The organism is Pseudomonas sp. B19125, assembly GCF_044218855.1.
Taxonomy (GTDB): domain Bacteria; phylum Pseudomonadota; class Gammaproteobacteria; order Pseudomonadales; family Pseudomonadaceae; genus Aquipseudomonas; species Aquipseudomonas edaphica.
Map to the genome: position 1 here is coordinate 6,021,399 of NZ_CP162589.1, position 22,558 is coordinate 6,043,956.

At 61.2% G+C, this 22,558-nt stretch carries 17 protein-coding genes; 7 read left to right on the forward strand and 10 right to left on the reverse strand.

Features of this window, described 5'->3' with window-relative positions:
- Positions 1–13 precede the first annotated feature (13 nt).
- Both AB4P96_RS27545 and AB4P96_RS27550 read right to left on the reverse strand, forming a co-directional pair.
- Positions 14–277 carry a hypothetical protein gene (locus AB4P96_RS27545; protein ID WP_017138289.1) on the reverse strand — a complete coding sequence of 88 codons (264 nt, stop codon included), beginning with the start codon at positions 275–277 and terminating at the stop codon, positions 14–16.
- Positions 278–747: 470 nt separating this feature from the next.
- Positions 748–2,331 (reverse strand): peptide chain release factor 3, encoded by a 1,584-nt coding sequence (locus tag AB4P96_RS27550; RefSeq protein WP_017138290.1) that lies wholly within the window; start codon positions 2,329–2,331, stop codon positions 748–750.
- Positions 2,332–2,663: 332 nt separating this feature from the next.
- Here AB4P96_RS27550 and AB4P96_RS27555 point away from each other — a divergent pair, with 332 nt between their 5' ends.
- The 5 genes from AB4P96_RS27555 to AB4P96_RS27575 all read left to right on the forward strand — a co-directional run bounded on the left by AB4P96_RS27555 (position 2,664) and on the right by AB4P96_RS27575 (position 7,774).
- On the forward strand, positions 2,664–3,380 hold the full coding sequence (locus AB4P96_RS27555) for an ABC transporter permease (RefSeq protein WP_017138291.1): 717 nt from the start codon (positions 2,664–2,666) through the stop codon (positions 3,378–3,380).
- A 20-nt stretch (positions 3,381–3,400) separates the two neighbouring features.
- Positions 3,401–4,297, forward strand: coding sequence for a glycine betaine ABC transporter substrate-binding protein (locus AB4P96_RS27560; RefSeq protein ID WP_017138292.1), 897 nt, complete (start codon positions 3,401–3,403; stop codon positions 4,295–4,297).
- A gap of 11 nt (positions 4,298–4,308) precedes the next feature.
- A complete protein-coding gene (locus tag AB4P96_RS27565) occupies positions 4,309–4,962 on the forward strand; it encodes an ABC transporter permease (protein ID WP_017138293.1) in 654 nt (217 codons plus the stop codon).
- Complete coding sequence (locus tag AB4P96_RS27570; protein ID WP_017138294.1) at positions 4,959–6,116, forward strand: betaine/proline/choline family ABC transporter ATP-binding protein; 1,158 nt, start codon at positions 4,959–4,961, stop codon at positions 6,114–6,116. Before AB4P96_RS27565 ends, AB4P96_RS27570 begins: the two co-directional genes overlap by 4 nt.
- 494 nt (positions 6,117–6,610) lie before the next feature.
- On the forward strand, positions 6,611–7,774 hold the full coding sequence (locus tag AB4P96_RS27575; protein WP_017138295.1) for a type III PLP-dependent enzyme: 1,164 nt from the start codon (positions 6,611–6,613) through the stop codon (positions 7,772–7,774).
- 59 nt (positions 7,775–7,833) lie between these two features.
- Here the strand turns inward: AB4P96_RS27575 and AB4P96_RS27580 are convergent, their stop codons facing one another.
- The 4 genes from AB4P96_RS27580 to AB4P96_RS27595 all read right to left on the reverse strand — a co-directional run bounded on the left by AB4P96_RS27580 (position 7,834) and on the right by AB4P96_RS27595 (position 9,909).
- A complete protein-coding gene (locus AB4P96_RS27580) occupies positions 7,834–8,109 on the reverse strand; it encodes a type II toxin-antitoxin system RelE/ParE family toxin (RefSeq protein WP_080593787.1) in 276 nt (91 codons plus the stop codon).
- Positions 8,109–8,375 (reverse strand): CopG family ribbon-helix-helix protein, encoded by a 267-nt coding sequence (locus tag AB4P96_RS27585; protein WP_017138296.1) that lies wholly within the window; start codon positions 8,373–8,375, stop codon positions 8,109–8,111. The genes AB4P96_RS27580 and AB4P96_RS27585 overlap by 1 nt, the downstream gene beginning before the upstream one ends.
- A gap of 65 nt (positions 8,376–8,440) precedes the next feature.
- Positions 8,441–9,226, reverse strand: coding sequence for a tetratricopeptide repeat protein (locus AB4P96_RS27590; RefSeq protein WP_395600314.1), 786 nt, complete (start codon positions 9,224–9,226; stop codon positions 8,441–8,443).
- A gap of 2 nt (positions 9,227–9,228) precedes the next feature.
- On the reverse strand, positions 9,229–9,909 hold the full coding sequence (locus AB4P96_RS27595; RefSeq protein WP_099548350.1) for a Fe2+-dependent dioxygenase: 681 nt from the start codon (positions 9,907–9,909) through the stop codon (positions 9,229–9,231).
- A 206-nt stretch (positions 9,910–10,115) separates the two neighbouring features.
- Between AB4P96_RS27595 and AB4P96_RS27600 the strand changes: the two genes are divergently transcribed.
- Positions 10,116–12,401 carry a TonB-dependent siderophore receptor gene (locus AB4P96_RS27600; protein WP_176991551.1) on the forward strand — a complete coding sequence of 762 codons (2,286 nt, stop codon included), beginning with the start codon at positions 10,116–10,118 and terminating at the stop codon, positions 12,399–12,401.
- A gap of 136 nt (positions 12,402–12,537) precedes the next feature.
- Entirely contained in the window at positions 12,538–15,063 is a 2,526-nt protein-coding gene (locus tag AB4P96_RS27605) for a PepSY domain-containing protein (RefSeq protein ID WP_395600315.1), read from the forward strand.
- Positions 15,064–15,194: 131 nt separating this feature from the next.
- Here AB4P96_RS27605 and AB4P96_RS27610 read toward each other — a convergent pair whose 3' ends face one another.
- The 4 genes from AB4P96_RS27610 to ptsP all read right to left on the reverse strand — a co-directional run bounded on the left by AB4P96_RS27610 (position 15,195) and on the right by ptsP (position 22,458).
- Entirely contained in the window at positions 15,195–16,736 is a 1,542-nt protein-coding gene (locus AB4P96_RS27610; protein ID WP_099548346.1) for an alkaline phosphatase, read from the reverse strand.
- 191 nt (positions 16,737–16,927) lie between these two features.
- On the reverse strand, positions 16,928–18,646 hold the full coding sequence (locus tag AB4P96_RS27615) for a PTS fructose-like transporter subunit IIB (RefSeq protein ID WP_395600316.1): 1,719 nt from the start codon (positions 18,644–18,646) through the stop codon (positions 16,928–16,930).
- 11 nt (positions 18,647–18,657) lie between these two features.
- Positions 18,658–19,599, reverse strand: a complete 942-nt coding sequence (pfkB, locus tag AB4P96_RS27620) for a 1-phosphofructokinase (protein ID WP_017138303.1) — start codon at positions 19,597–19,599, stop codon at positions 18,658–18,660.
- Positions 19,600–22,458, reverse strand: a complete 2,859-nt coding sequence (ptsP, locus tag AB4P96_RS27625; protein WP_395600317.1) for a phosphoenolpyruvate--protein phosphotransferase — start codon at positions 22,456–22,458, stop codon at positions 19,600–19,602.
- Between the last annotated feature and the right edge of the window lie 100 nt (positions 22,459–22,558).

A 22,558-nucleotide genomic window follows, 5' to 3' on the forward strand; every position in this document is an offset into this window, starting at 1 on the left:
TTTTCATCTCGACTCAGGTATCGCTGTCACCTTCAGAGTTGTCATCGTCATCTGGCGGCGCTTGCTGGTCATCATCATCCTTTGAGCCGCCCTGGTCTTCATCACCGGCCTCAGACTCGCTCTTGGCCAACTGCAAACCACCCACCTGCGCCGTCTTCGCCGCCACATAGCCTGGGGCCTGGCTCTGCACAGCCGTACTGGCCCACGCCGAAGAAGCGCCCAGCGATAACATCACCAACACTTTCAGCAACAGCACCAAACGTTGAAAGATAGTCATGGTCGATTTCCGTCCAGTCAGTGAAACACGTGCGCCAGCGTTCGACCGGCGCTGTGAATGAAGCTAGTTCCGTTCTCGGGTTTATGCCAATCAGGACTCACGTATCCTGTCCTCACCGTCATTGTAGGGGTTTTCTTGATATTCCTTGGGCGCGGGCTGAGCCTGGGGCTGCCAGCAGCATCAGCTGGACGGCACGTTGAGTTATACGCAAGGTCGCCTCCGGATCCGTCGGTGAGTGGGTGAAGTATTTGAAAACGCTAGACCGGATGCGGGATTCGCGCCAATGGCCCGGACAGATGAAGATCAAAATGTGGGAGCTGGCTTGCCTGCGATAGCGGTGGGCCAGCCACTGATAGGGTTACTGACAGACCGCCATCGCAGGCAAGCCAGCTCCCACAATGGACCAGCGTCGCGCACACAAAAAAGGGCGAAGCCATGACAGCTTCGCCCTTTGGTGTACCGCACAGACCTTAGTGGTGTTCGCGGGTCGCCCGGAATTTCACATCCGGCCAGCGCTCTTCCATCAGCGCCAGGTTGACCCGCGTCGGTGCCAGGTAGGTCAGGTGACCACCGCCGTCGATCGCCAGGTTTTCTACGGCCTTGTTGGAGAACTCTTCCAGCTTCTTCTTATCGCTGCAATCGATCCAGCGCGCGGAGTACACGGTGATTGGCTCGTAGGAGCATTCGACCTTGTATTCCTCTTTCAAGCGGCTGGCGACCACATCGAACTGCAGTACACCGACGGCGCCGAGGATGATGTCGTTGCTGCGCTCGGGGAAGAACACTTGGGTGGCACCCTCTTCCGCCAGCTGCTGCAGGCCTTGGCGCAGTTGCTTGGATTTGAGCGGGTCACGCAGGCGTACGCGGCGGAACAATTCCGGGGCGAAGTGCGGGATGCCGGTAAAGCCCAGGGCTTCGCCTTCGGTGAAGGTGTCGCCGATCTGGATGGTGCCGTGGTTGTGCAGACCGATAATGTCGCCGGCAAACGCCTCTTCCAGCTGTTCACGCTCGGAGGAGAAGAATGTCAGGGCGTCGCCGATGCGCACGTCCTTGCCGGTGCGCACGTGGCGCATCTTCATGCCTTTTTCGTATTTGCCGGAGCAGATGCGCATGAAGGCGATCCGGTCGCGGTGTTTGGGGTCCATGTTCGCCTGGATCTTGAACACGAAGCCGGTGAATTTCTCTTCGACCGGTTCCACGGTGCGCTCGTTGGCAACCCGGGCCAGGGGTTTCGGCGCCCAATCCACCACGGCGTCGAGCACGTGGTCGACACCGAAGTTGCCCAGTGCAGTACCGAAGAACACCGGCGTCAGCTGGCCGTCGAGGAATTCCTGCTGGTTGAACTCGTGGCAGGCGCCCTGCACCAGTTCCAGCTGGTCGACAAAACGGTCGTACTCGTCACCCAGGTGGGCGCGGGCTTCGTCCGAGTCGAGCTTCTCGATGATCTTGGTTTCGGTGCGTTCGTGACCGTGGCCGGCGGTGTAGACAATGATGTAGTCGTCGGCCAGGTGGTACACACCCTTGAAGTCGCGGTAGCAACCAATCGGCCAGGTGATCGGCGCGGCCTTGATCTTCAGGACGGCTTCGATTTCATCCAGCAACTCGATCGGGTCGCGAATGTCGCGGTCGAGTTTGTTGATGAAGCTGACGATGGGCGTGTCACGCAGGCGGCACACGTCCATCAGCGCGATGGTCCGTGGCTCAACGCCCTTACCGCCATCGAGAACCATCAAGGCCGAGTCCACCGCGGTCAGGGTGCGGTAGGTGTCTTCGGAGAAGTCTTCGTGGCCGGGGGTGTCGAGCAGGTTGACCATGTGGTCGCGATACGGGAACTGCATGACCGACGTGGTAATGGAAATACCCCGTTGTTTTTCCATTTCCATCCAGTCGGATGTCGCATGGCGGTCGGATTTGCGGGATTTCACCGTGCCGGCCACAGCGATTGCCTTGCCCATCAGCAACAGCTTCTCGGTGATGGTGGTTTTACCGGCATCGGGGTGGGAAATAATGGCGAAAGTGCGGCGTTTCGCGACTTCGGCGGCCTGGTGGGTCATGGGAAATCGCCTGGCAGGTGAGTCAAAAAAGGGCGGCGAGTATAGCGCAAACCCCAGGCGCCGGACCACCGTTCACCCGATTGGGGGTGGCTAAATGCTGCCAAGTATGGAACCTTTTAAAAGGTAGAGACGTCCACTCCCCTGCTACCGCACTCGGAACAGGGGCTGAAAAATCAGCAAGTTAGCCTGACGAGGCTGCGCTCATGGCTCGATCGCATACCGCGTTGCCGGTATCGGCGAGCTGCTTTTCGCGAACACATTCGAAGGCAGCCAGCAATGGCATTGCCGCCGGAGAATGTGTTCGCCGACAAAAGAAAAAAAGGAGTCCGCCTGTGGCTATTCGCTATGGCAAAGGGCTGATAGGAGGTGCGGTTGTCGTCGCACTCCTGGCCCTGCTGGTCCACTGGATCGGCATCAACACGATCGAACTGTACCGCGACGATTTGTTGTTTTACCTGCAAGCACACCTGATCCTCGTTCTAGTCTCCATGCTGGCCGCCCTCGTTGTGGGCATCCCCGCCGGCATCCTGCTCAGCCGACCGAACATGGTCGGGCGCGCAGAACGCTTCATGCAGATCTTCAACATCGGCAACACCGTCCCTCCCCTGGCCGTACTGGCCATCGCCCTCGGCGTCCTCGGCATCGGCAGCGGCCCGGCCATCTTCGCGTTGTTCCTCGCCTCGTTGCTGCCCATTGTGCGCAACACCTACGAAGGCCTCAAAAACGTTCAAGGCTCACTCAAAGAAGCCGCCACCGGCATCGGCATGACGCCGCGCCAGGTGCTGTTTCGCGTGGAACTGCCCAACGCCGTGCCGATCATCATCGGCGGTGTGCGCGTGGCCCTGGCGATCAACGTCGGCACCGCCCCGCTGGCGTTCCTGATTGGCGCCAACAGCCTGGGCAGCCTGATTTTCCCCGGCATCGCCCTGAACAATCAGCCGCAACTGCTGCTCGGCGCCGCGTGCACCGCGCTGCTGGCATTGCTGCTCGACGGTCTGGTGACCATGGCCAGCCGCCTCTGGCTGGAACGCGGAGTGCGTGCGTCTTAAGGCTTGGCAAAGGAAATCACATGAAAAAACTGACTTTGATATTGAGCTGCGTCCTGCTGTTTGCAGGCATTGCGCAAGCCGCCGAAAAACCGGTGATTCGCATCGGCGCCCGGGTGTTCACCGAACAGACCCTGCTCGCCGAAATCACTTCCCAGTACCTGCGCACCAAGGGCTACGACACCCGTGTGACCGGCGGCCTGGGCAGTAACCTGGCGCGCAGTGCCCAGGAAAGCGGGCAGCTTGATTTAATTTGGGAGTACACCGGCGTGTCGCTGGTGGCTTACAACCATATCGACGAGAAGCTCGACAGCGAACAGTCTTACGCTCGGGTGAAAGAACTCGACGCGAAAAAAGGCCTGGTCTGGCTGTCGCCGTCGAAATTCAGCAACACCTACGCCCTGGCATTGCCGGAGAACGTGGCTAAGGAGTTCCCGCAGGTCAATAGCATCAGCGACCTGACCCAAGCCCTGGCGGAAAAAACCAAGGAAAACCGCCTGGTAGCCCTGGACACCGAGTTCGCCAACCGTTCCGACGGCATGGCCGGCATGGTCAAGCTGTATGACATGAACCTCACGCGTAAAAACACTCGGCAGATGGACGCCGGCCTGGTCTACACCGCGCTGCGTAATGGCCAGGTGTTTGCCGGGTTGGTCTACACCACCGACGGTCGCCTGAACGCCTTCAAATTGAAGCTGCTGGAAGACGACAAGCACTACTTCCCGGACTACACCGCAGCGCCCGTGGTGCGTCAGGTTTATCTCGACGCCCACCCGCAATTGGCCGCCGACCTGAAGCCGCTGGCTGCGCTGTTTGACGACGCCACCATGCGCCAGTTGAACGCACGGGTCGACGTCGACCATGAAAGCCCATCCGCCGTGGCCGCAGATTTTCTGCGCCAACATCCCATCAGCCAATAAGAGGAGAAGACATGGAATTCCTGAACGCCTTTTCCCATCTTGATTGGGCACTTGTCCTGCAACTGACCTGGCAGCACATCACCCTGGTCGGCATTGCGGTAATCCTGGCGATTGTCGTCGGCGTGCCCCTCGGCGTGCTGATGACCCGCTTCCCGACCCTGGCCGGCCCGCTGCAAGCCAGCGCCACGGTGCTGCTGACCGTGCCGTCCATCGCGCTGTTCGGCCTGCTGCTGCCGTTCTACTCCAAGTTCGGCCAGGGCCTGGGGCCGATGCCGGCGATTACCGCGGTGTTCCTCTACTCACTGCTGCCGATCATGCGTAACACCTACCTCGCCCTCACGGGCGTGGAGCCGGGCATTCGCGAAGCCGCCAAAGGCATCGGCATGACCTTCGGCCAGCGCCTGCGCATGGTCGAACTGCCGATTGCCGTGCCGGTGATCCTCGCCGGTGTGCGCACCGCCGTGGTGATGAACATTGGTGTAATGACCATCGCCGCCACCATCGGCGCCGGTGGCCTGGGTGTACTTATTCTGGCTTCCATCAGCCGCAGCGACATGTCGATGCTGATCGTTGGCGCCGTGCTGGTCAGTCTCCTGGCCATCTTCGCCGACCTGCTTCTGCAATGGCTGCAACGCTCGCTGACTCCAAAAGGACTGCTCAAATGATCGAACTTCAAAACCTGACCAAGACTTTTCAAAGCAACGGCAAGACTGTCTCCGCCGTGAACGACGTAAGCCTGACCGTCAACGAAGGCGAAATTTGCGTATTCCTCGGCCCGTCGGGCTGCGGCAAGAGCACCACGCTGAAAATGATCAACCGCCTGATCAAGCCCACCTCGGGCAAAATTTTGATCAACGGCGAAGACACCACCGACCTCGACGAAGTGACCCTGCGTCGCAACATCGGCTATGTGATCCAGCAGATCGGCCTGTTCCCGAACATGACCATCGAAGAAAACATCGTGGTGGTGCCCAAGCTCCTCGGTTGGGACAAGCAGAAATGCCACGACCGCGCCCGCGAGTTGATGAGCATGATCAAGCTCGAACCCAAGCAGTACCTGCATCGCTACCCACGCGAATTGTCGGGCGGCCAGCAGCAGCGCATCGGCGTAATCCGTGCGCTGGCGGCGGATGCGCCGTTGCTGCTAATGGACGAGCCGTTCGGCGCGGTCGACCCAATCAACCGCGAAATGATCCAGAACGAGTTTTTCGAGATGCAACGGGCGCTGAACAAGACCGTGATCATGGTCAGCCACGACATCGATGAAGCCATCAAGCTGGGCGACAAGATTGCGATCTTCCGCGCCGGCAAGCTGCTGCAGATCGACCATCCGGACACCTTGCTGGCGCACCCGGCTGACGAGTTCGTGAGTAACTTTGTCGGTCAGGACAGCACCCTCAAGCGCCTGCTCTTGGTGAAAGCCGAAGATGCAGCCGACAACGCCCCGTCGGTGAGCCCGGAAACTCCGGTGGCGGATGCGCTGGAGCTGATGGATGAAACTGACCGCCGTTATGTGGTGGTCACCTGCGCCGAGAACAAGGCACTGGGGTATGTACGACGTCGCGACCTGCACCGTCAGACCGGCACCTGCGGGCAGTACCTGCGCGAGTTCAACGCCACGGCGGCGTACGACGAGCATTTGCGCATCCTGTTGTCGCGTATGTATGAGTTCAACCGTTCGTGGTTGCCGGTGATGGACGCCGAGCGGGTGTTCCTCGGTGAAGTGACCCAGGAATCGATTGCCGAGTACCTGAGTTCCGGTAAGTCGCGTGGGGGCAAGACCAGTATCGTGTCGCCTGCCGAGACAGCACTGGCCTGATTAACTTCTGTGGCGAGGGAGCTTGCTCCCGTTGGGCTGCGCAGCAGCCCCAGAACAGACGACTCAATAGTTTCAGGTAAACGGGGTTGACTGATTTTGGGGCCGCTTCGCGCCCCAGCGGGAGCAAGCTCCCTCGCCACAAAGCGCTCCAAATCCCCCTCAAATAACACTCCCGGGGGAACATCAATCCGTCACACCTGTCGGTTACATAAGTAGCTGCACCGGGTCCCGCGACGAACGCGTGCAAAAACGCGACATTTTTAGTTGATCTATGGCCCCTCACGTCCTAAAGTTCGCGCCGAACGTCCATGCTGGAAACGATCCATCCGGCTCAAGTACTGACGACGAGACAGCAAGGCCAAGGGACGCGGTTATCCCATGGCCTTTTTGCTTTCGGCGACATGCCTTGGGAAGTAGGCGAACCAAAGTGGGGATACGGAGGACGTTCAGTTGCACCCATTGATTACTACAGTTTGCCCTTAGGAGTTCCCAGCATGTCGATCAACGTCGAAGATTATTTCGCGCGCGCCACTTTTGACAAAATGAAGGCGTTCGCCGACAAGCAAGAAACCCCGTTCGTGGTGATCGACACCGCGATGATCAGCCAGGCCTACGATGACCTGCGCGCCGGTTTCGAATTCGCCAAAGTCTATTACGCGGTCAAGGCCAACCCGGCCGTCGAGATCATCGACCTGTTGAAAGACAAGGGTTCGAGCTTCGACATCGCCTCGATCTACGAGCTGGATAAAGTGATGGACCGTGGCGTCAGCCCGGACCGTATCAGCTACGGCAACACCATCAAGAAATCCAAAGACATCCGCTACTTCTTTGATAAAGGCGTGCGCCTGTTCTCCACCGACTCCGAAGCCGACCTGCGCAACATCGCCAAGGCCGCGCCGGGTTCGAAAGTGTATGTGCGTATCCTCACCGAAGGCTCGACCACGGCTGACTGGCCTTTGTCGCGCAAATTCGGCTGCCAGACCGACATGGCCATGGACCTGCTGATCCTCGCCCGCGACCTGGGCCTGGTGCCTTACGGCATCTCCTTCCACGTCGGCTCACAACAGCGCGACATCAGCGTGTGGGATGCCGCCATCGCCAAGGTCAAAGTGATCTTCGAACGCCTGAAGGAAGAAGACGGCATCCACCTCAAGCTGATCAACATGGGCGGCGGCTTCCCGGCCAACTACATCACCCGTACCAACAGCCTGGAAACCTATGCCGAAGAAATCATCCGCTTCCTCAAGGAAGATTTCGGCGACGACCTGCCGGAAATCATCCTGGAACCGGGCCGTTCGTTGATCGCCAACGCCGGTATCCTGGTCAGCGAAGTGGTACTGGTTGCACGTAAATCGCGCACCGCCGTCGAGCGCTGGGTGTACACGGATGTGGGCAAATTCTCCGGCCTGATCGAAACCATGGACGAAGCCATCAAGTTCCCGATCTGGACCGAGAAGAAAGGCGAGATGGAAGAAGTGGTCATCGCCGGCCCGACCTGCGACAGCGCCGACATCATGTACGAAAACTACAAGTACGGCCTGCCGCTGAACCTGGCGATTGGTGATCGTTTGTACTGGTTGTCGACCGGTGCCTACACCACCAGCTACAGCGCGGTTGAATTCAATGGCTTCCCGCCGCTGAAGTCTTACTACGTGTAAGAACGCTGCACACAAAAAACCCATGACATGTCATGGGTTTTTTTACGGGCTTGCACATTTCAACGATCTTCGCGCACGTGCCATAAACGCAAAATATAGAGTGTTGATTCTTGAATTTCGTAGCGCATTTCGTAATGACCAACCAACAGTCGTCTTACGTCCCGCGGTTCAAATTCTTCAACGCGTTCACCGATGCGCGGGTTACTTAACAAACTCAAAGGTGCTTGGGAAAGTGACTGCACCGTGCGCGCCGCCGCCATGCGATTTACGACGGCCAGGAAGTCGAAAAGTCGAGCCAGATCCGATAAGGCCTTACTGGTCCACTTCAACTCCATCAGCGAGGTACCGGCAGCGGCGAATCAGTGCTTAAACTATCCGCCCAGGCTTGAACCGCTTGCTGATCAATCACCCGACCGGCATCGACATCGGCCATGGCCTCTCGTGTCAGCCGGCTGCGTGCTTCCTCCATATCGACCCAATCGGCGAGCGCTTGCTTAACGATCCAACCCCGCGAACGATCCATCCGTGCCGCCATCTGATCGACTTTTTGCGCCAAGGCGGTGGGGACGTGAGCGGTCAGTACTTTAGTGTCGGCGCCCATAAATCCTCTCTTCGCAGCATTGCGAAACATATGATTAAATCTGAATCAGCTTCAATCATAGTGATTTAGAGCGGTGCGGCAACTGCTAACCCATGCCGCTTATCGTTTAATTGAGCCACTCGCTGCTCGAAATCTTTAGCCAAAGACCTGATTTCCGGCTGCGCTGCATTTAACAGCGCCTTGTGCGCGGTGCGCAAAAACTTGAGGTTCCCTCCAGCCAGTGCTTGGCGCAGCCAACCCAGCGCCTCCTCGATCAGGCCCCTATCAGCCAGCACCGCCGCATAGCTGAACTGCCCGCGAAAATCCCCGCCTTCGGCTGAACGGCGATACCATGCTACGGCCGCATCCAGATCCTGAGGGCAATACTGGCCGTCTTCCAGATAACGCCCCAGCAGGTTCATCGACTTGGCATGGCCCTGCTCTGCGGCCAGCCGGTAAAACGCAAACGCTTGCGCCCGGTCTTGCGCAACACCGCGGCCGGTCGCCAGCAAGTTGGCGTAGTTGTACTGCCCCCAATCCAATCCAGCTTCTGCCGCCAGACGATAATTGCGCGCAGCCGCTGCTTCATCGACGGCGCAACCCCAACCATGCTCCAGGCAACGCCCGGTCATATTGCGCGCCATCCAATGCCCGCCATGGGCCGCGATCTGGAACCAGCGCAGTGCCAGCGCTTCATCGCGTGCAATGCCGCGCCCTTCCAGCAGGATTTGCCCGAGCAACGCTTGAGCGTCGACCACGCCTTCCTTCGCCGCCATCAAAATCGCCTGCGCAGCGCGCACCGGGGAGTCGTCGAGCATGCTTTGCAGTTGCTCGACATTGAGCACTTCTTCACGGCGCAATAAAAAGCCCATGCTTACACCTCAACCCAGCGGCGCAGCAGGTTGTGGTAGGTGCCGGTAAGCTGGATCAGCGCCGGGTGGTCGGGTACGTCCGTGGTCAGTTGCTGGATAGCGCCGTCCATTTCGAACAGCAACGTTCGCTGGCTGTCTTCGCGCACCAGGCTTTGGGTCCAAAAAAATGAGGCGTAGCGCGTGCCACGGGTCACGGCGTTGACTTTGTGCAGGCTGGAGCCGGGGTACAGCACCATATCGCCCGCCGGCAGTTTTACCCGTTGCAGGCCAAAAGTGTCCTGAATTTCCAGTTCGCCGCCGTCGTATTCCTCCGGGTCGCTGAAGAATAGCGTGGACGACAGATCCGTGCGCACCCGCTCGTGGCTGCCGCGCGCCTGGCGCACGGCATTGTCGATATGAAAATCGAAACTGTCACCGGCCGTGTAGCAGTTGAGCAACGGCGGGAAGACTTTGTGCGGTAGCGCCGCCGACATAAACAGCGGGTTGTTCCACAAACGCTCCAGCATTGCCGCGCCGATTTCCTTGGCCAGCGGATGGCCTTCGGGCAATTGCAGGTTGTGCTTGGCCTTGGCGGATTGGTGCCCGGCGGTGATTTTACCGTCGGCCCACTCAGTGTTTTCCAGGGCTTGGCGAATGCGCAGCACCTCCTCGCGAGAGAACAGGCCGGGAATATGCAGCAACATGGGGCAATACCTGAAAACAGAGAGGTGCTAATGGTATTGATTCTTATCTGCCCTGTAAAACGCGGCGGACGAATGAGTGGGTAAAAACCGTAAGGCAAAAGTGTAAAGAATGTAAATTCAGTGCGAATAGTAATGTATCGCAATTGATAGAAAGTCTTGTTGACCCTATATTCCGCGGCCTCACCTCCTTGGGGAAAGGACTTGTTATGTCGCGCACTACGCTAAAAACACCTGCCAGTTCACCACGCATGCTGGCTTCGGCCATCGGCGTTGCACTCAGTGCCAGCTCTGCCGCCCAACTGGCGCAAGCGGCCGAAAGCACCGAACCAAAAGGCGAGCGCAACAGCATCTCCCTCGGCGCCACCAGCATCACCGGCCAGGAACAGGACAACACCTCCTACCAGGTCGAAAAAGCCTCGTCGCAAAAATACACCGCGCCGCTGGTGGACACCCCGCGCTCGGTCACCGTGGTGCCGCAGCAAGTGTTGAAAGACACTGCCGCCACGTCGCTGCAGGATGCCCTGCGCACCGTACCGGGCATCACCTTTGGCGCCGGCGAAGGCGGCAACCCCCAGGGCGACCGCCCGTTCATCCGTGGTTTTGACGCCCAGGGCGACACCTACCTGGATGGCGTGCGCGACACCGGCGGCCAGAGCCGCGAGATCTTCGACATCGAGTCGATCGAAGTCAGCAAAGGCCCCAATTCCTCGTTCGGAGGCCGTGGCTCGGCCGGCGGCAGCATCAACCTGGTGAGCAAGACGCCACAGGCGCGTGACTTCACCAACGGCGGTTTCACTTACGGCTCCGACCAGACCCGCCGCTACGTACTCGACGTGAACCGTCAGTTCCTCGACAACGCCGCGTTCCGTTTGAACCTGATGAGCCACGAGCAGAATGTGGCCGGCCGCGACACCATCAACTACGACCGCTGGGGGGTGGCACCGTCGCTGACTTTCGGCCTGGGCACACCGACCCGCGTCAACTTCAGCTACTACCACATGGAAAGCGACGACCTGCCGGACTCGGGCATTCCGTATGGCTACAGCTCGCCGACCGCCACTGCCCACGGGCATGACAAACCCACCGACGGCGGCGACAGCAACAACTTCTACGGTTTGAAAGACCGCGATTTCCGCAAGACCCGCGCCGACATCAGCACGTTCTCCATCGAGCACGACCTGAACGACAACATGACGCTGAAAAACACCCTGCGCCATGGCAGCACCGGCCAGGATTACGTACTCACTCAGCCGGACGACAGCCAGCGCAACGTCAGCCGTTTCGGCACCGTGTGGCGCCGCGCCAACACCCGCGTGTCAACCACCGACACCACCACCAACCAGACCGATCTGTTCGGCAACTTCCAACTGGCGGGCATGAAACACTCGTACTCCACCGGCCTGGAATTCACCGGTGAAGAAACCCGCGTCAGCAGCTACACCGTCAGCCCGAACAGCAACCCGACCTGCACCGTGGCCAAAGGCAGCCTGGGCGGCCAGTGCACCTCGCTGAGCAACCCGACACCGGATGACGCCTGGACCGGCAGCGTGGCACGCAACTACATGGGCACCAACACCAAGGCCACCAGCCGCGCAGCCTATGTGTTCGACACCATCGAGCTGGACCCGAAATGGCTGCTGAACGTCGGCGTGCGTTACGACACCTTTGATACCCAAGCCAACACCAACGCCGTAGCCGGGCGCAGCAAGCTCAAGGACGACAGCCAGTTCTTCAACTGGCAGGCGGGTCTGGTCTGGAAGCCGCTGGAAAACGGCAGCATCTACACCTCCTACGCCACCTCGGCGCAGCCAGTCGGCGGGCTGGTGGGTGAAGGGCAAGAAACCAATGGTTTCGTCACCGGCATCAACACCAGCGACCTGAAACCCGAAGAGACCGTCAACTACGAGCTGGGCACCAAGTGGGACCTGTTCCACAACCGCCTGTCGTTGACGGCAGCAGTGTTCCGTACCGAGAAGAAAAACACGCGAATCCTGGTGGACTCCAACACCTTCGAAAACGGCGGCGAATCCCGTGTCGATGGCCTGGAACTGTCGGCCAGCGGCAAGCTCACCGATCAATGGCAGGTGTTTGCCGGCTACAGCTACCTGAAAAGCGAACTGGTCGACCCAGGCAAGATCGGCAACCGTCAAAACGTAGTGTCGGCCGGCTCCAACAAAGGCAACCAAATGCCCAACACGCCGAAGAACACCTTCAGCCTGTGGACCACTTACGATATCACGCCAAAACTGACCATCGGCGGCGGCGCGTTCTACGTCGATCAGGTGTACGGCGACCCTGCCAACACCGTGTACGTGCCGGCTTACACCCGCTACGACGCGATGGCCAGCTACAAGCTGACCAAGAACGTCGACCTGCAATTGAACGTGCAAAACCTGACCGACAAGACCTACTACGACAAAGCCTACGCGGCGCACTTTGCCAACCAGGCCGCCGGGCGTACGGCGCTGTTGACCACCAGTTTCCACTTCTAAACCCGGTCAACGTTCAGCCAAAAGCCCCACGCATCGGATGCGTGGGGCTTTTGCGTGTAAAACAGAATTTTTCTCGTTAACCCACGGCATAATGCGCGCCGTGACAACGACATCCAGATGAGCGAGGCGGTCCGACGTGTTGAAAAAAACCCTGTTCCAATTGCACTGGTTCTTCGGCATCACTGCCGGGCTGGTGCTGGCGTTGATGGGGATAACCGGGGCTGCGGTCTCGTTTCAGGATGAAATCCTGCGGGCGCTCAACCCCACAGTCTTGAAGGTCGAAAAACGCGAAGCCGGTGTGCTGCCGCCTGCCGAACTGGTGCGCAAGCTTGAGGCCACCGAAGGCAAGACCGTATCGATGCTGTGGGTGGAAAGCGACAGCGGCAACGCCGCGCGTGTGTTCTTCACCGCCCCGCCGGGCGAACGGCGTGGCCAGATGCGCTACTTCGACCCCTACACCAGCGACTACATGGGCGACGCCGTCGGCCAGGATGTGCTCGGCTTTATCTTGCAGCTGCACCGCTTCCTCGCCATGGGCGAAACCGGGCGTAACATCACCGGCGCCTGCAGCCTCATCCTGGTGTTCTTCTGCCTCTCGGGCCTGTACCTGCGCTGGCCGCGCCAAGTGGCAAGCTGGCGCGCCTGGCTGACGCTGGACTGGCGCAAGAAAGGCCGCAGCTTCAACTGGGACCTGCACTCGGTGGTCGGCACCTGGTGCCTGTTGTTCTATCTGTTCTCGGCGCTCACCGGCCTGTATTGGTCCTACGACTGGTACAGCCAGGGCCTGAACAAACTGCTGTCCGACGCGCCGCAAAACGAGCGCCTGCGCAAACGCGGCCCGCCGCCCGAAGGCCCGGCGCCGGTGGCCAACTACGACGCCATATGGAGCAGCATCTACGCCAACGCCGGCCCCGGTTTGATCGCCTACAACATTCGCATGCCGGCCGTCGCCGGGCAGCCAGCCATTGTGTATTACCTGCTCAACTCATCGCCCCACGACCGCGCGCTGAACCAGATCAACCTGGACCCGTCCTCCGGCGAGGTCAAAACCCACGCCCCATACGCCAGCAAGACGCTCAAGTCCCAATTGCTCACTAGCATTTATGCGTTGCACACCGGCAGCTACTTCGGTTGGACCGGGCGCATCCTCCTCACCCTCAGTTCGCTGATGATGCCGTTGTTCTTTATCACCGGCTGGCTGCTGTACCTGGACCGTCGCCGCAAAAAGCGCCAAGTGCGCGACGCCCGCAAAGGCCTCGGCGCCAACCACAGCGATGCACCGGCCTGGCTGATCGGCTTTGCCAGCCAGAGCGGTTTTGCCGAGCAGTTGGCCTGGCAAACCGCCGGGCAATTGCAGGCCGCCGGCTTGCCGGTGAAAGTGCAGCCGCTGGGCAGCGTCAGCCAGCACGACCTGAGCCAATCGCAGCATGCGCTGTTCGTGGTCAGCACCTTCGGCGACGGCGAAGCCCCGGACAGCGCCCGGGGTTTTGAGCGCAGCGTGCTCGGCCAGGATCTGTCGCTCAAAGGCTTGAACTACTCGGTGCTGGCCCTCGGTGATCGCCAGTATGAACACTTCTGCGGTTTTGCCCGGCGCCTGCACTTCTGGCTGACCCACCAGGGCGGCACGCCGTTGTTCGCGCCGGTGGAAGTCGACAGCGGCGACAGCGAAGCGCTGCTGATGTGGCAACAACAACTGGGCCAAATCACCGGCCAAGCACCGGCAGCGGCCTGGCAAGCGCCTCAGTTTGAAAACTGGACCCTCACCCATCGCACCCTGCTTAACCGCGACAGCGTTGGCTCAGACATCTACCTGCTGGGCCTCACGCCGCCTGCGCCGCAAAGCTGGCTGGCCGGTGACCTGGTGGAAGTGCTGCCGCGCAATTGCCCGTGGGCCATCGAGCATTTCCTCGCAGGCCTGGGCCTGGTCGGCAGCGATGGTGTGTTGATCGACGGCCTGGCGCAAACCCTCAACCAGGCTTTGGCCACCCGCCAACTGCCGGACAACCGCGCGCATCTGGTGGGCCTGCACGCACAAGCGCTGGTCAACGCGCTGGTGCCCTTGGGCATGCGCGAATACTCCATCGCCTCGATTGCCAGCGACGGCGTGCTGGAGCTGATCGTACGCCAGGAGCGCCACCCCGACGGCAGCCTGGGCCTGGGCTCGGGCTGGCTGACCGAATACGCCGCCATCGGCTCCGGCGTCAGCCTGCGTCTGCGCCGCAACAGTGGCTTCCACTTGCCCGAAGCGCCGGTGCCGCTGATCCTGCTGGGCAACGGCACCGGCCTGGCCGGCCTGCGCAGTTTGCTTAAAGCGCGCATCGCCGATGGCCAGCAGCGCAACTGGCTGTTGTTCGGCGAACGCAATATTGCCCACGACTACCTGTGCCAGGACGAGCTGCAAGGCTGGCTGGCCAGCGGTGACCTGGCCCTGCTGGACCTGGCGTTTTCCCGCGACCAGGCAGAGAAAATCTACGTACAGGACCGCCTGCGCGAATCGGCAGACGTATTGCGTAGATGGCTGGCCGAAGGCGCCGCGATTTATGTGTGCGGCAGCTTGCAGGGCATGGCCACGGGTGTGGATCAAGTGCTGCACGAGGTGCTGGGCAGCGAAGCGGTGGAGCGTTTGATTGAGCAGGGCCGCTATCGTCGGGATGTGTACTAAGCCCTCATAAACACCGAGGAGCAACTGTGGGAGCTGGCTTGCCTGCGATGCAGGCACCTCGGTGTATCAGTGACACCAGGGTGATGCCATCGCAGGCAAGCCAGCTCCCACAGTTTTACGTGCATTGCAGGTCAGGCGGGCTGCAGCTTTTGCTCGAACACCGAGACCCCATCCAAGTCCCGCAAGATCACGGTCAACTCCGCCGTCTGCCCGTCAATCTGCACTTCACCAAAAAACTGAAAACCGGCAAACGGCGAAGTGTTCTGCGCAGGCGGAGCCTTCTGGAACACCACCTCCGGTCCAAAGGTTTTGTCCAGTTGATTAGGCCCGAAGCTCCCCGCATTCAGCGGCCCGGCCACAAACTCCCAGAACGGCTCGAAATCCTGAAACGCCGCGCGGTCCGGGTGGTAATGATGCGCCGCGCAGTAATGCACATCCGCCGTCAGCCACACATGGTTGCGCACCTGCTGCGCGCGCAAAAACCCTAACAGTTCGGCAATCTCCAGCTCACGACCTTGGGCCGGGCCTGGGTCGCCGTTGGCGATGGCTTCCCAACGTGGCACGCCGGGGCTGACTTCACCGTCGGGCACGCCGAGGCCGATAGGCATGTCGGCGGCGACGACTTTCCACTGCGCCTGGGAGGCCTTGAGTTCGCGCTTGAGCCAGTCCAGTTGCTCACGGCCCATAAAGGGCTTTTCGCCGCCCAGGTTGTCGTCGTTAGGCCCGCGATAACTGCGCATGTCCAGCACAAACACATCCAGCAACGGCCCGTAGCTGAGCTTGCGATAGATGCGCCCACCGCCATCGGCGCTCTGGCGGCGCATCGGTGAATACTCCAGCCAGGCCTGGCGTGCGCGGCCGACCAAGGTGTTGATGTCCTTGGTCTGGTAACGCTCATCGAGCACCTTGCTCGGCGACCAGTTGTTGATCACCTCGTGGTCGTCCCACTGCCAGATCTGCGGCACTTCGGCATTGAAGCGGCGCACGTTTTCATCCAGCAGGTTGTAGCGGTAATTGCCGCGATATTCGTCGAGGGTTTCGGCGACTTTGCTCTTGGCTTCGGTGGTGATGTTGCGCCAGATGCGCCCGTCTTCAACGGTCAGCTGGGCCGGCACCGGGCCGTCGGCGTAGATAGTGTCACCGCTGTGGATAAAAAAGTCCGGCAGGCGCAGGCGCATGGCTTCGTAAATGCGCATGCCGCCGATGTCCGGGTTGATGCCGAAGCCCTGGCCGACAGTGTCGCCGCTCCACACAAAACGGATATCACGACGCTGCTGCGGAACGCTGCGCAAGTGGCCGAACCACGGCTCGCTGGCCACGCCGGTCTGGGCGTCTTCAAAGTGCACACGGTAGAAAATCGCCTGATCGACCGGCAGCCCGGTGAGTTCGACGCGGGCGGTAAAGTCGGTGCGGCTGTCGGCCAGGGGCGAGATAAATTTGCGCGGGTTGCTGAACACACTGCGGGTGTCCCACTCCACCACCATCTTCGCCGGGCGGTCGCTGCGGCTCCAGATCATCGCCCGATCGCCCAGCAAGTCGCCGGACTGCACGCCGTCGGTGAGTTGGGGGCGGTCCTTGACCGAGGCGATCACTGCCGGCGCCAGGCCCGGCAGCAACAAACCGGCGCCAACGGCTTGCATCACGCGGCGACGGCCGAGATCGAAGTGGCTCATGCAGGTGCCCTCTTGAGTATCAAAAGGGCAACTTAAACACGGGAGCATGAAGCGGATGTGACACCGACCATAAGAACACTGGAGATCAAAGGTGGGAGCTGGCTTGCCTGCGATAGCGGTGAATCAGTCACTGAAAGGGTGACTGACAGAAAGCAATCGCAGGCAAGCCAGCTCCCACAGTTTAAACAGCATCAGGCCTTGGCTGAGGTGACCGCCATCTCCGCCGCCTCGGGGCGCTTGATCAGCGCATACACCAACCCGGTCACCAAGCTGCCCGCCACAATCGCCAGCAAATACAGGAGCGCATGGTTCATTGCATTCGGAATCACCAACACAAACAAACCACCATGGGGTGCGGCGAGTTTGCAGCCGAAATACATCGACAGCGCGCCGGTCAACGCGCCACCGGCGATGCTGGCCGGGATCACCCGCAGCGGGTCTTTGGCGGCAAATGGAATCGCGCCTTCAGAGATAAAGCACAGGCCCAGGATCATTGCGGCCTTACCCGCCTCGCGCTCGGTCTGGGCGAACTTGCGCCGCGCCAGCAAGGTGGCGATGCCCATGCCGATCGGCGGCACCATGCCAGCGGCCATGGTCGCCGCCATCGGTGCACCGCTGGACGCGGCCAGCAGGCCGACCGAAAACGCATACGCTGCCTTGTTGATCGGCCCGCCCAAATCCACACACATCATGCCGCCCAACAAAATGCCCAGCAGCACCGCATTGGTGGTGCCCATGGTGCTGAGAAAATCCGTCAGCCCCGTGAGCAACCGCGCCACCGGCGGGCCGACCAGATAGATCATCGCAAGGCCGGTGAACAAGCTCGCCAGCAGCGGGATGATCAGGATCGGCTTGAGCGCCTCCAGGCTTTGCGGCAATTGCACCGCGCGGGTGATCAGCTTGACGCAGTAACCGGCAAGGAAACCGGCGAGGATGCCGCCGATAAACCCGGCGCCCAAGGTGCCCGCCAGCAAGCCGCCGATCATGCCCGGCGCCAGGCCCGGACGGTCGGCAATCGAATAAGCGATGTAGCCCGCCAGCAACGGCACCATCAGCATAAAGGCCTGGTCGCCGACGGTTTTGAGGGCGGCAGCCAAGGTGCCTTTTTCTTCAAAAGCATGGATGCCGAACACAAACGACAAGGCGATCAACAGCCCGCCCGCCACCACCATCGGCAACATGAACGACACGCCGGTGAGCAAGTGCTTGTACACGCCGGTTTTTTCTTTTTTGCCGACCGCACCGCTGGCGGCGTTTTCTACCGCGCCTTCGGCCAGCGCCTTGTTGAGCGTGGCCTCGGACTGCTTGAGGGCGATGCCGGTACCGCAGCGGTAAATCTTTTTGCCGGCGAAACGCTCAGTGGCGACTTCGATATCCGCCGCCAGCAACACCACATCGGCATCGGCGATGGCCTGCGCGCTCAACGGCGTGCGTGCGCCCACCGACCCCTGGGTCTCGACCTGCAAGTCATAGCCCAGGCGCTTGGCCGTTTGCTGCAAGGCTTCGGCGGCCATGAAGGTGTGGGCCACGCCGGTCGGGCAGGCCGTGATCGCGACGATACGCGGGGCATTCTTCGCCGCCACCGGCGCTTGGCTGGCGACGTATTCCTGGGCCTCTTCGGCACCACGGCGCAGCACCGCGTCGACATCCGCCAGCGCCTGGGCCGGCGTGCTCTGGAATACACGCTTGCCGACAAACCGCTGCATATCCACCGGCGTGCTACTGACCAGCAACACCCATTCGGCAGCATCGATTGTGGCTTGAGACAACTGGCGCTCAGGGTGCTGCACATCTACGACTTCGGTGCTGGTGCTCCAGCCCTGGCGCTGCGCGGCGGCGTCCAACAAGCGGGCGCACAGCACACTGGTGACCATGCCGTTCGGGCAGGCGGTAACAATGGCTAACTTCATCACAAACCCTCTTATTGTTCTGTCAGCGTGCGCACATGGACGCCGCTTTCGAGGCGCGCCAACTGCGCGTCATCGCTGATGCCAAAACCGATCTGCGTGACCGCCATGGCGGCAATCGCCGTGGCCCGGCGCAAGGTGGTTTCCGGCAGATCAAACCTGAGCAGACCGTGCAGCATCCCGGCCAGCAACGAATCGCCCGCACCCACCGTGCTGGCGACGCTGACCTTGGGCGGCGTGGCATGCAGCGCGGTGCCTGGGCTGAACCAGTTCACGCCCTCGGCGCCGTGGGAGACCACCACATGCTCCACGCCTTGAGCATGCAAACGCTCGGCGGCCTGGGCCTGCTGTGCGATGGAGTCGGTGGCGCAATCGAGGGCTTCGGCGAGTTCTTCGGTGTTGGGTTTGATCAACCACGGGCCGGCCTTGATGCCCGCGCGCAAGGCTTCGCCGCTGGTGTCGAGGACGACTTTCAGGCCGAGGCTTTTCAAATGCACAAGCAAACTCTGAAACCACTGCGCGCTGACGCCGCGCGGCAAACTGCCAGCGACTACTACGGCAGCATGCCCCGGGGCGATCAGGGTCAATTGATTGAGCAAGGCCAATTGTGCCTGCTCACTGACCTGCGGCCCCGGCGCATTGATGTCGGTCACCCGGCCATCCTGTTCAGCGATCTTGATATTGCTGCGGGTTTCGCCCGGTACGCGAATAAACGCATCGGCAAAACCACGCCGTGCGATCAGCGCGTCAAACGCTTGCGGGTTGTCTTCCCCCAGAAAGCCACCGACGGTGACTTCATGCCCCAAGTCCGCCAGCACCTGGGCGACATTCACACCCTTGCCGGCAGCATGGGTCAACAGGGTTTCGCTGCGGTTGACTGCACCGGGTTCCAGGTGTGCCAGGCGTACCGTAAGGTCCAACGCCGGGTTCAGCGTCAGGGTCAGAATCTTCGCCATTTACACGGCCTCCACTAGGGCTCGCACTTGCGCGGGCGAACCCACCGCAAGCGCTTTTTGCGCCAGGCCCTGGGCCTCGCTCAGACTGAATTCACGCACCCGCGCCTTCACTTCGGGAATGCTGCGGGCTGACACACTCAACTCATCCACACCCAGCCCGACCAGCACCGGCACCGCCAGCGGGTCCGCCGCCAGTTCGCCGCACACGCCGACCCATTTGCCATGGGCATGGGCGGCGCGCACGGTGATGTCGATCAGTTGCAACACGGCCGGGTGCAGGCCATCGGCCTGGGCCGACAGGGTTGGGTGGCCACGGTCGATGGCCAGGGTGTACTGGGTGAGGTCGTTGGTGCCGACGCTGAAAAAGTCGACTTCCTTGGCGAGTACCGGCGCGAGCAAAGCGGCAGACGGTACTTCGATCATGATGCCCAGTTGCAGGTCGGCCACCGGGATTTCCAGACGCAGGCGCTCGGTCATATCGCGGGCGGCTCGCCATTCATCAACACTGCCGACCATGGGAAACATGATGCGCAGCGGGCGGTTGTCCGCCGAGCGCAACAGCGCACGCAATTGCGCTTCCATGATCTGCGGGCGCTGCAAGGTCAGGCGAATGCCGCGCACACCGAGGAAGGGGTTTTCTTCCTCGGCAATCGGCCAATACGGCAGCGGTTTGTCGCCGCCCACATCCAGGGTGCGCACCACCAGCGGGCGACCGCCAAGGCCGTCGAGCACACGGCGGTATTCGGCTTCCTGGGTGGCTTCATCCGGTGCTTGCGGGTGAGCCATAAAAATCAGTTCGGTGCGCAACAGCCCAATGCCTTCGGCGCCCTGCTCCACTGCCGCCGCAACGCCTGCGCTTTCACCGATATTGGCGAACACTTCTACGGCATGGCCATCGCGGGTCATGGCCGGTTCGTGACGCTGGGCCGAGGCCGCTTGCAGGCGCTGTTCGCGGGTGTCGCGCTCGACCGTGGCGCGTTGCAGGGTGGCCGCGTCGGGGTCGACATGCAATCGACCGCGCTGGCCGTCGAGCAATAGCTGTGTGCCAGCGGCCAGCAACAACACCGCCGCGCCGGCGCCTACCAAAGCAGGAATGCCCAAGGCACGCGCAACGATGGCACTGTGGGCCGTGGCGCCGCCACGGGCGGTGAGGATGCCGGCGACGCGGGTTGGGTCCAGGCGGGCAACGTCAGAGGGGCCGACTTCATCCATCACCAGGATGTAAGGTTCGCTCGGCTCCTGGGCGGTTTCCAGGCCGCATAATTGCGCCAGCACTCGGCGGCCAATATCACGCAGGTCGGCGGCGCGCTCAGCGAGCAAGGCATCCTGCAACGACTCCTGCTGCTTGGCGGCGGCTTCGATCACGCTCATCCAGGCAGCTTGCGCGCTCTCGCCTTGCTTGAGTCGCGTGTCGACTTCGTCGGTCAGCTCCGGGTCGTCGAGCATTTCCTGGTGGGTGATGAAAATCTCGCGGATCGCCTTGGATTGGCTGCGCTCGATCAAACCCTGGATATCAGCGCGCACCTCGGTGAGCGCGGCGTGCAGGCGCTGGCGCTCAATGGCCGCAGACTCGCCACGCAGCGGGTAATCGAAGACCTGCTGGGTCTGGATATGCGCCGGGCCGATGGCAATGCCGGGCGCGGCGGCGATGGCCTGGACCTGGCTGCCGGACACAGGCGCGCTGATCGCCGGTTCAATATCAAGGATGGCAGGTTGGGCACTCACGGTCGGCAGCGGCTCGACTTCCTCACCGAGCCCTTGCTCCACCGCTGCCAGCAGCGCGGGCAATGCATCACCGGCAATCACAGGCTCGGCGACAAACTCCAGCACCTGGCCGCGACGGGCGCCGAGGCTCAGCAACTTACTCAGGCTTTTCACCGAGACGGCACCCACCGGGCCATCAACGATGCGCACGCGGATATCGCCGTCAAAACTTTTCGCCAATTGCGCGAGGATCTTCGCCGGCCGCGCATGCAAACCATGGGCATTGGCCAGGGTGATGCGCGCATTCGGCCAGTCCGGCGGCAGTTCACCGCCCAATACTTCAAGCACCGCCCGGCTGCTGGTAGCGCGGCCCAATTCCTGGCCGCGACCTTCAATCAACAAGGCGCACAGGCGTTCGAGCAAGGTTTGATGCGCCTCACCCAGGCTGGCCAGGCAGAACAGGCCGTTCAGGGGCTGGCCGAGGTAACGCATCGGTTTGTCCGGCGTCACGAACGCAAGGCCTGGGCGCTTCACCGTCTGCTCGCTGTGCAGCCACCACAGGCCATCGCCCAACGGCAGCGCGTCGACTTGCTGCAACACGGCGGCGAAACCATTACTGACACAATCGGCCTGACGCAACAGGCGTGCGCCACGCCAGACCAGCTCTTCAAAATCGTCGGCCGATACGCCCAGGCTGATCATCTGCGCGTCCAGCGCCAGTTCCTGTGGTGCGCCTTGCAGCAGTTTCAGCAAGGCTTCGGCGGAGCCGGCACGGCGCAGCGCCTGGCCCAGGTCGGTTTCTCCGAGGGCGCGGGTGAGCAGTTGCAGCAGGCGCAGGTGTTCATCGGATTTGGCCGCGATGCCGATCGCCAGGTAGACGATCTGGCCGTCGCCCCAATCCACCCCTTCGGGAAATTGCAGCAGGCGTACGCCCGTGGAAAACACTTGGTCACGGGTTTCCGGCGTACCGTGGGGGATGGCAATACCTTGGCCGAGAAAAGTCGAGCCTTGGGCTTCACGGGCTTGCAAGCCGCTCAGATAACCCTCGGCGACCAGGCCATCGGCCACCAGTTTGTCCGCGAGCAGGTGCAAGGCAGCAGATTTATCCACAGCCACCTGGCCCATGGAAATCTGCTCTACAGTGAGCTCAAGCATGCCGTTCTCCTAGTTAGTGCACTGTGGGCACTAGGTATTGTTTTGAATAAATCAGCGCAGGCGCGTTCATAAATAACTGACTGAGTGGTCAATTGGCAGT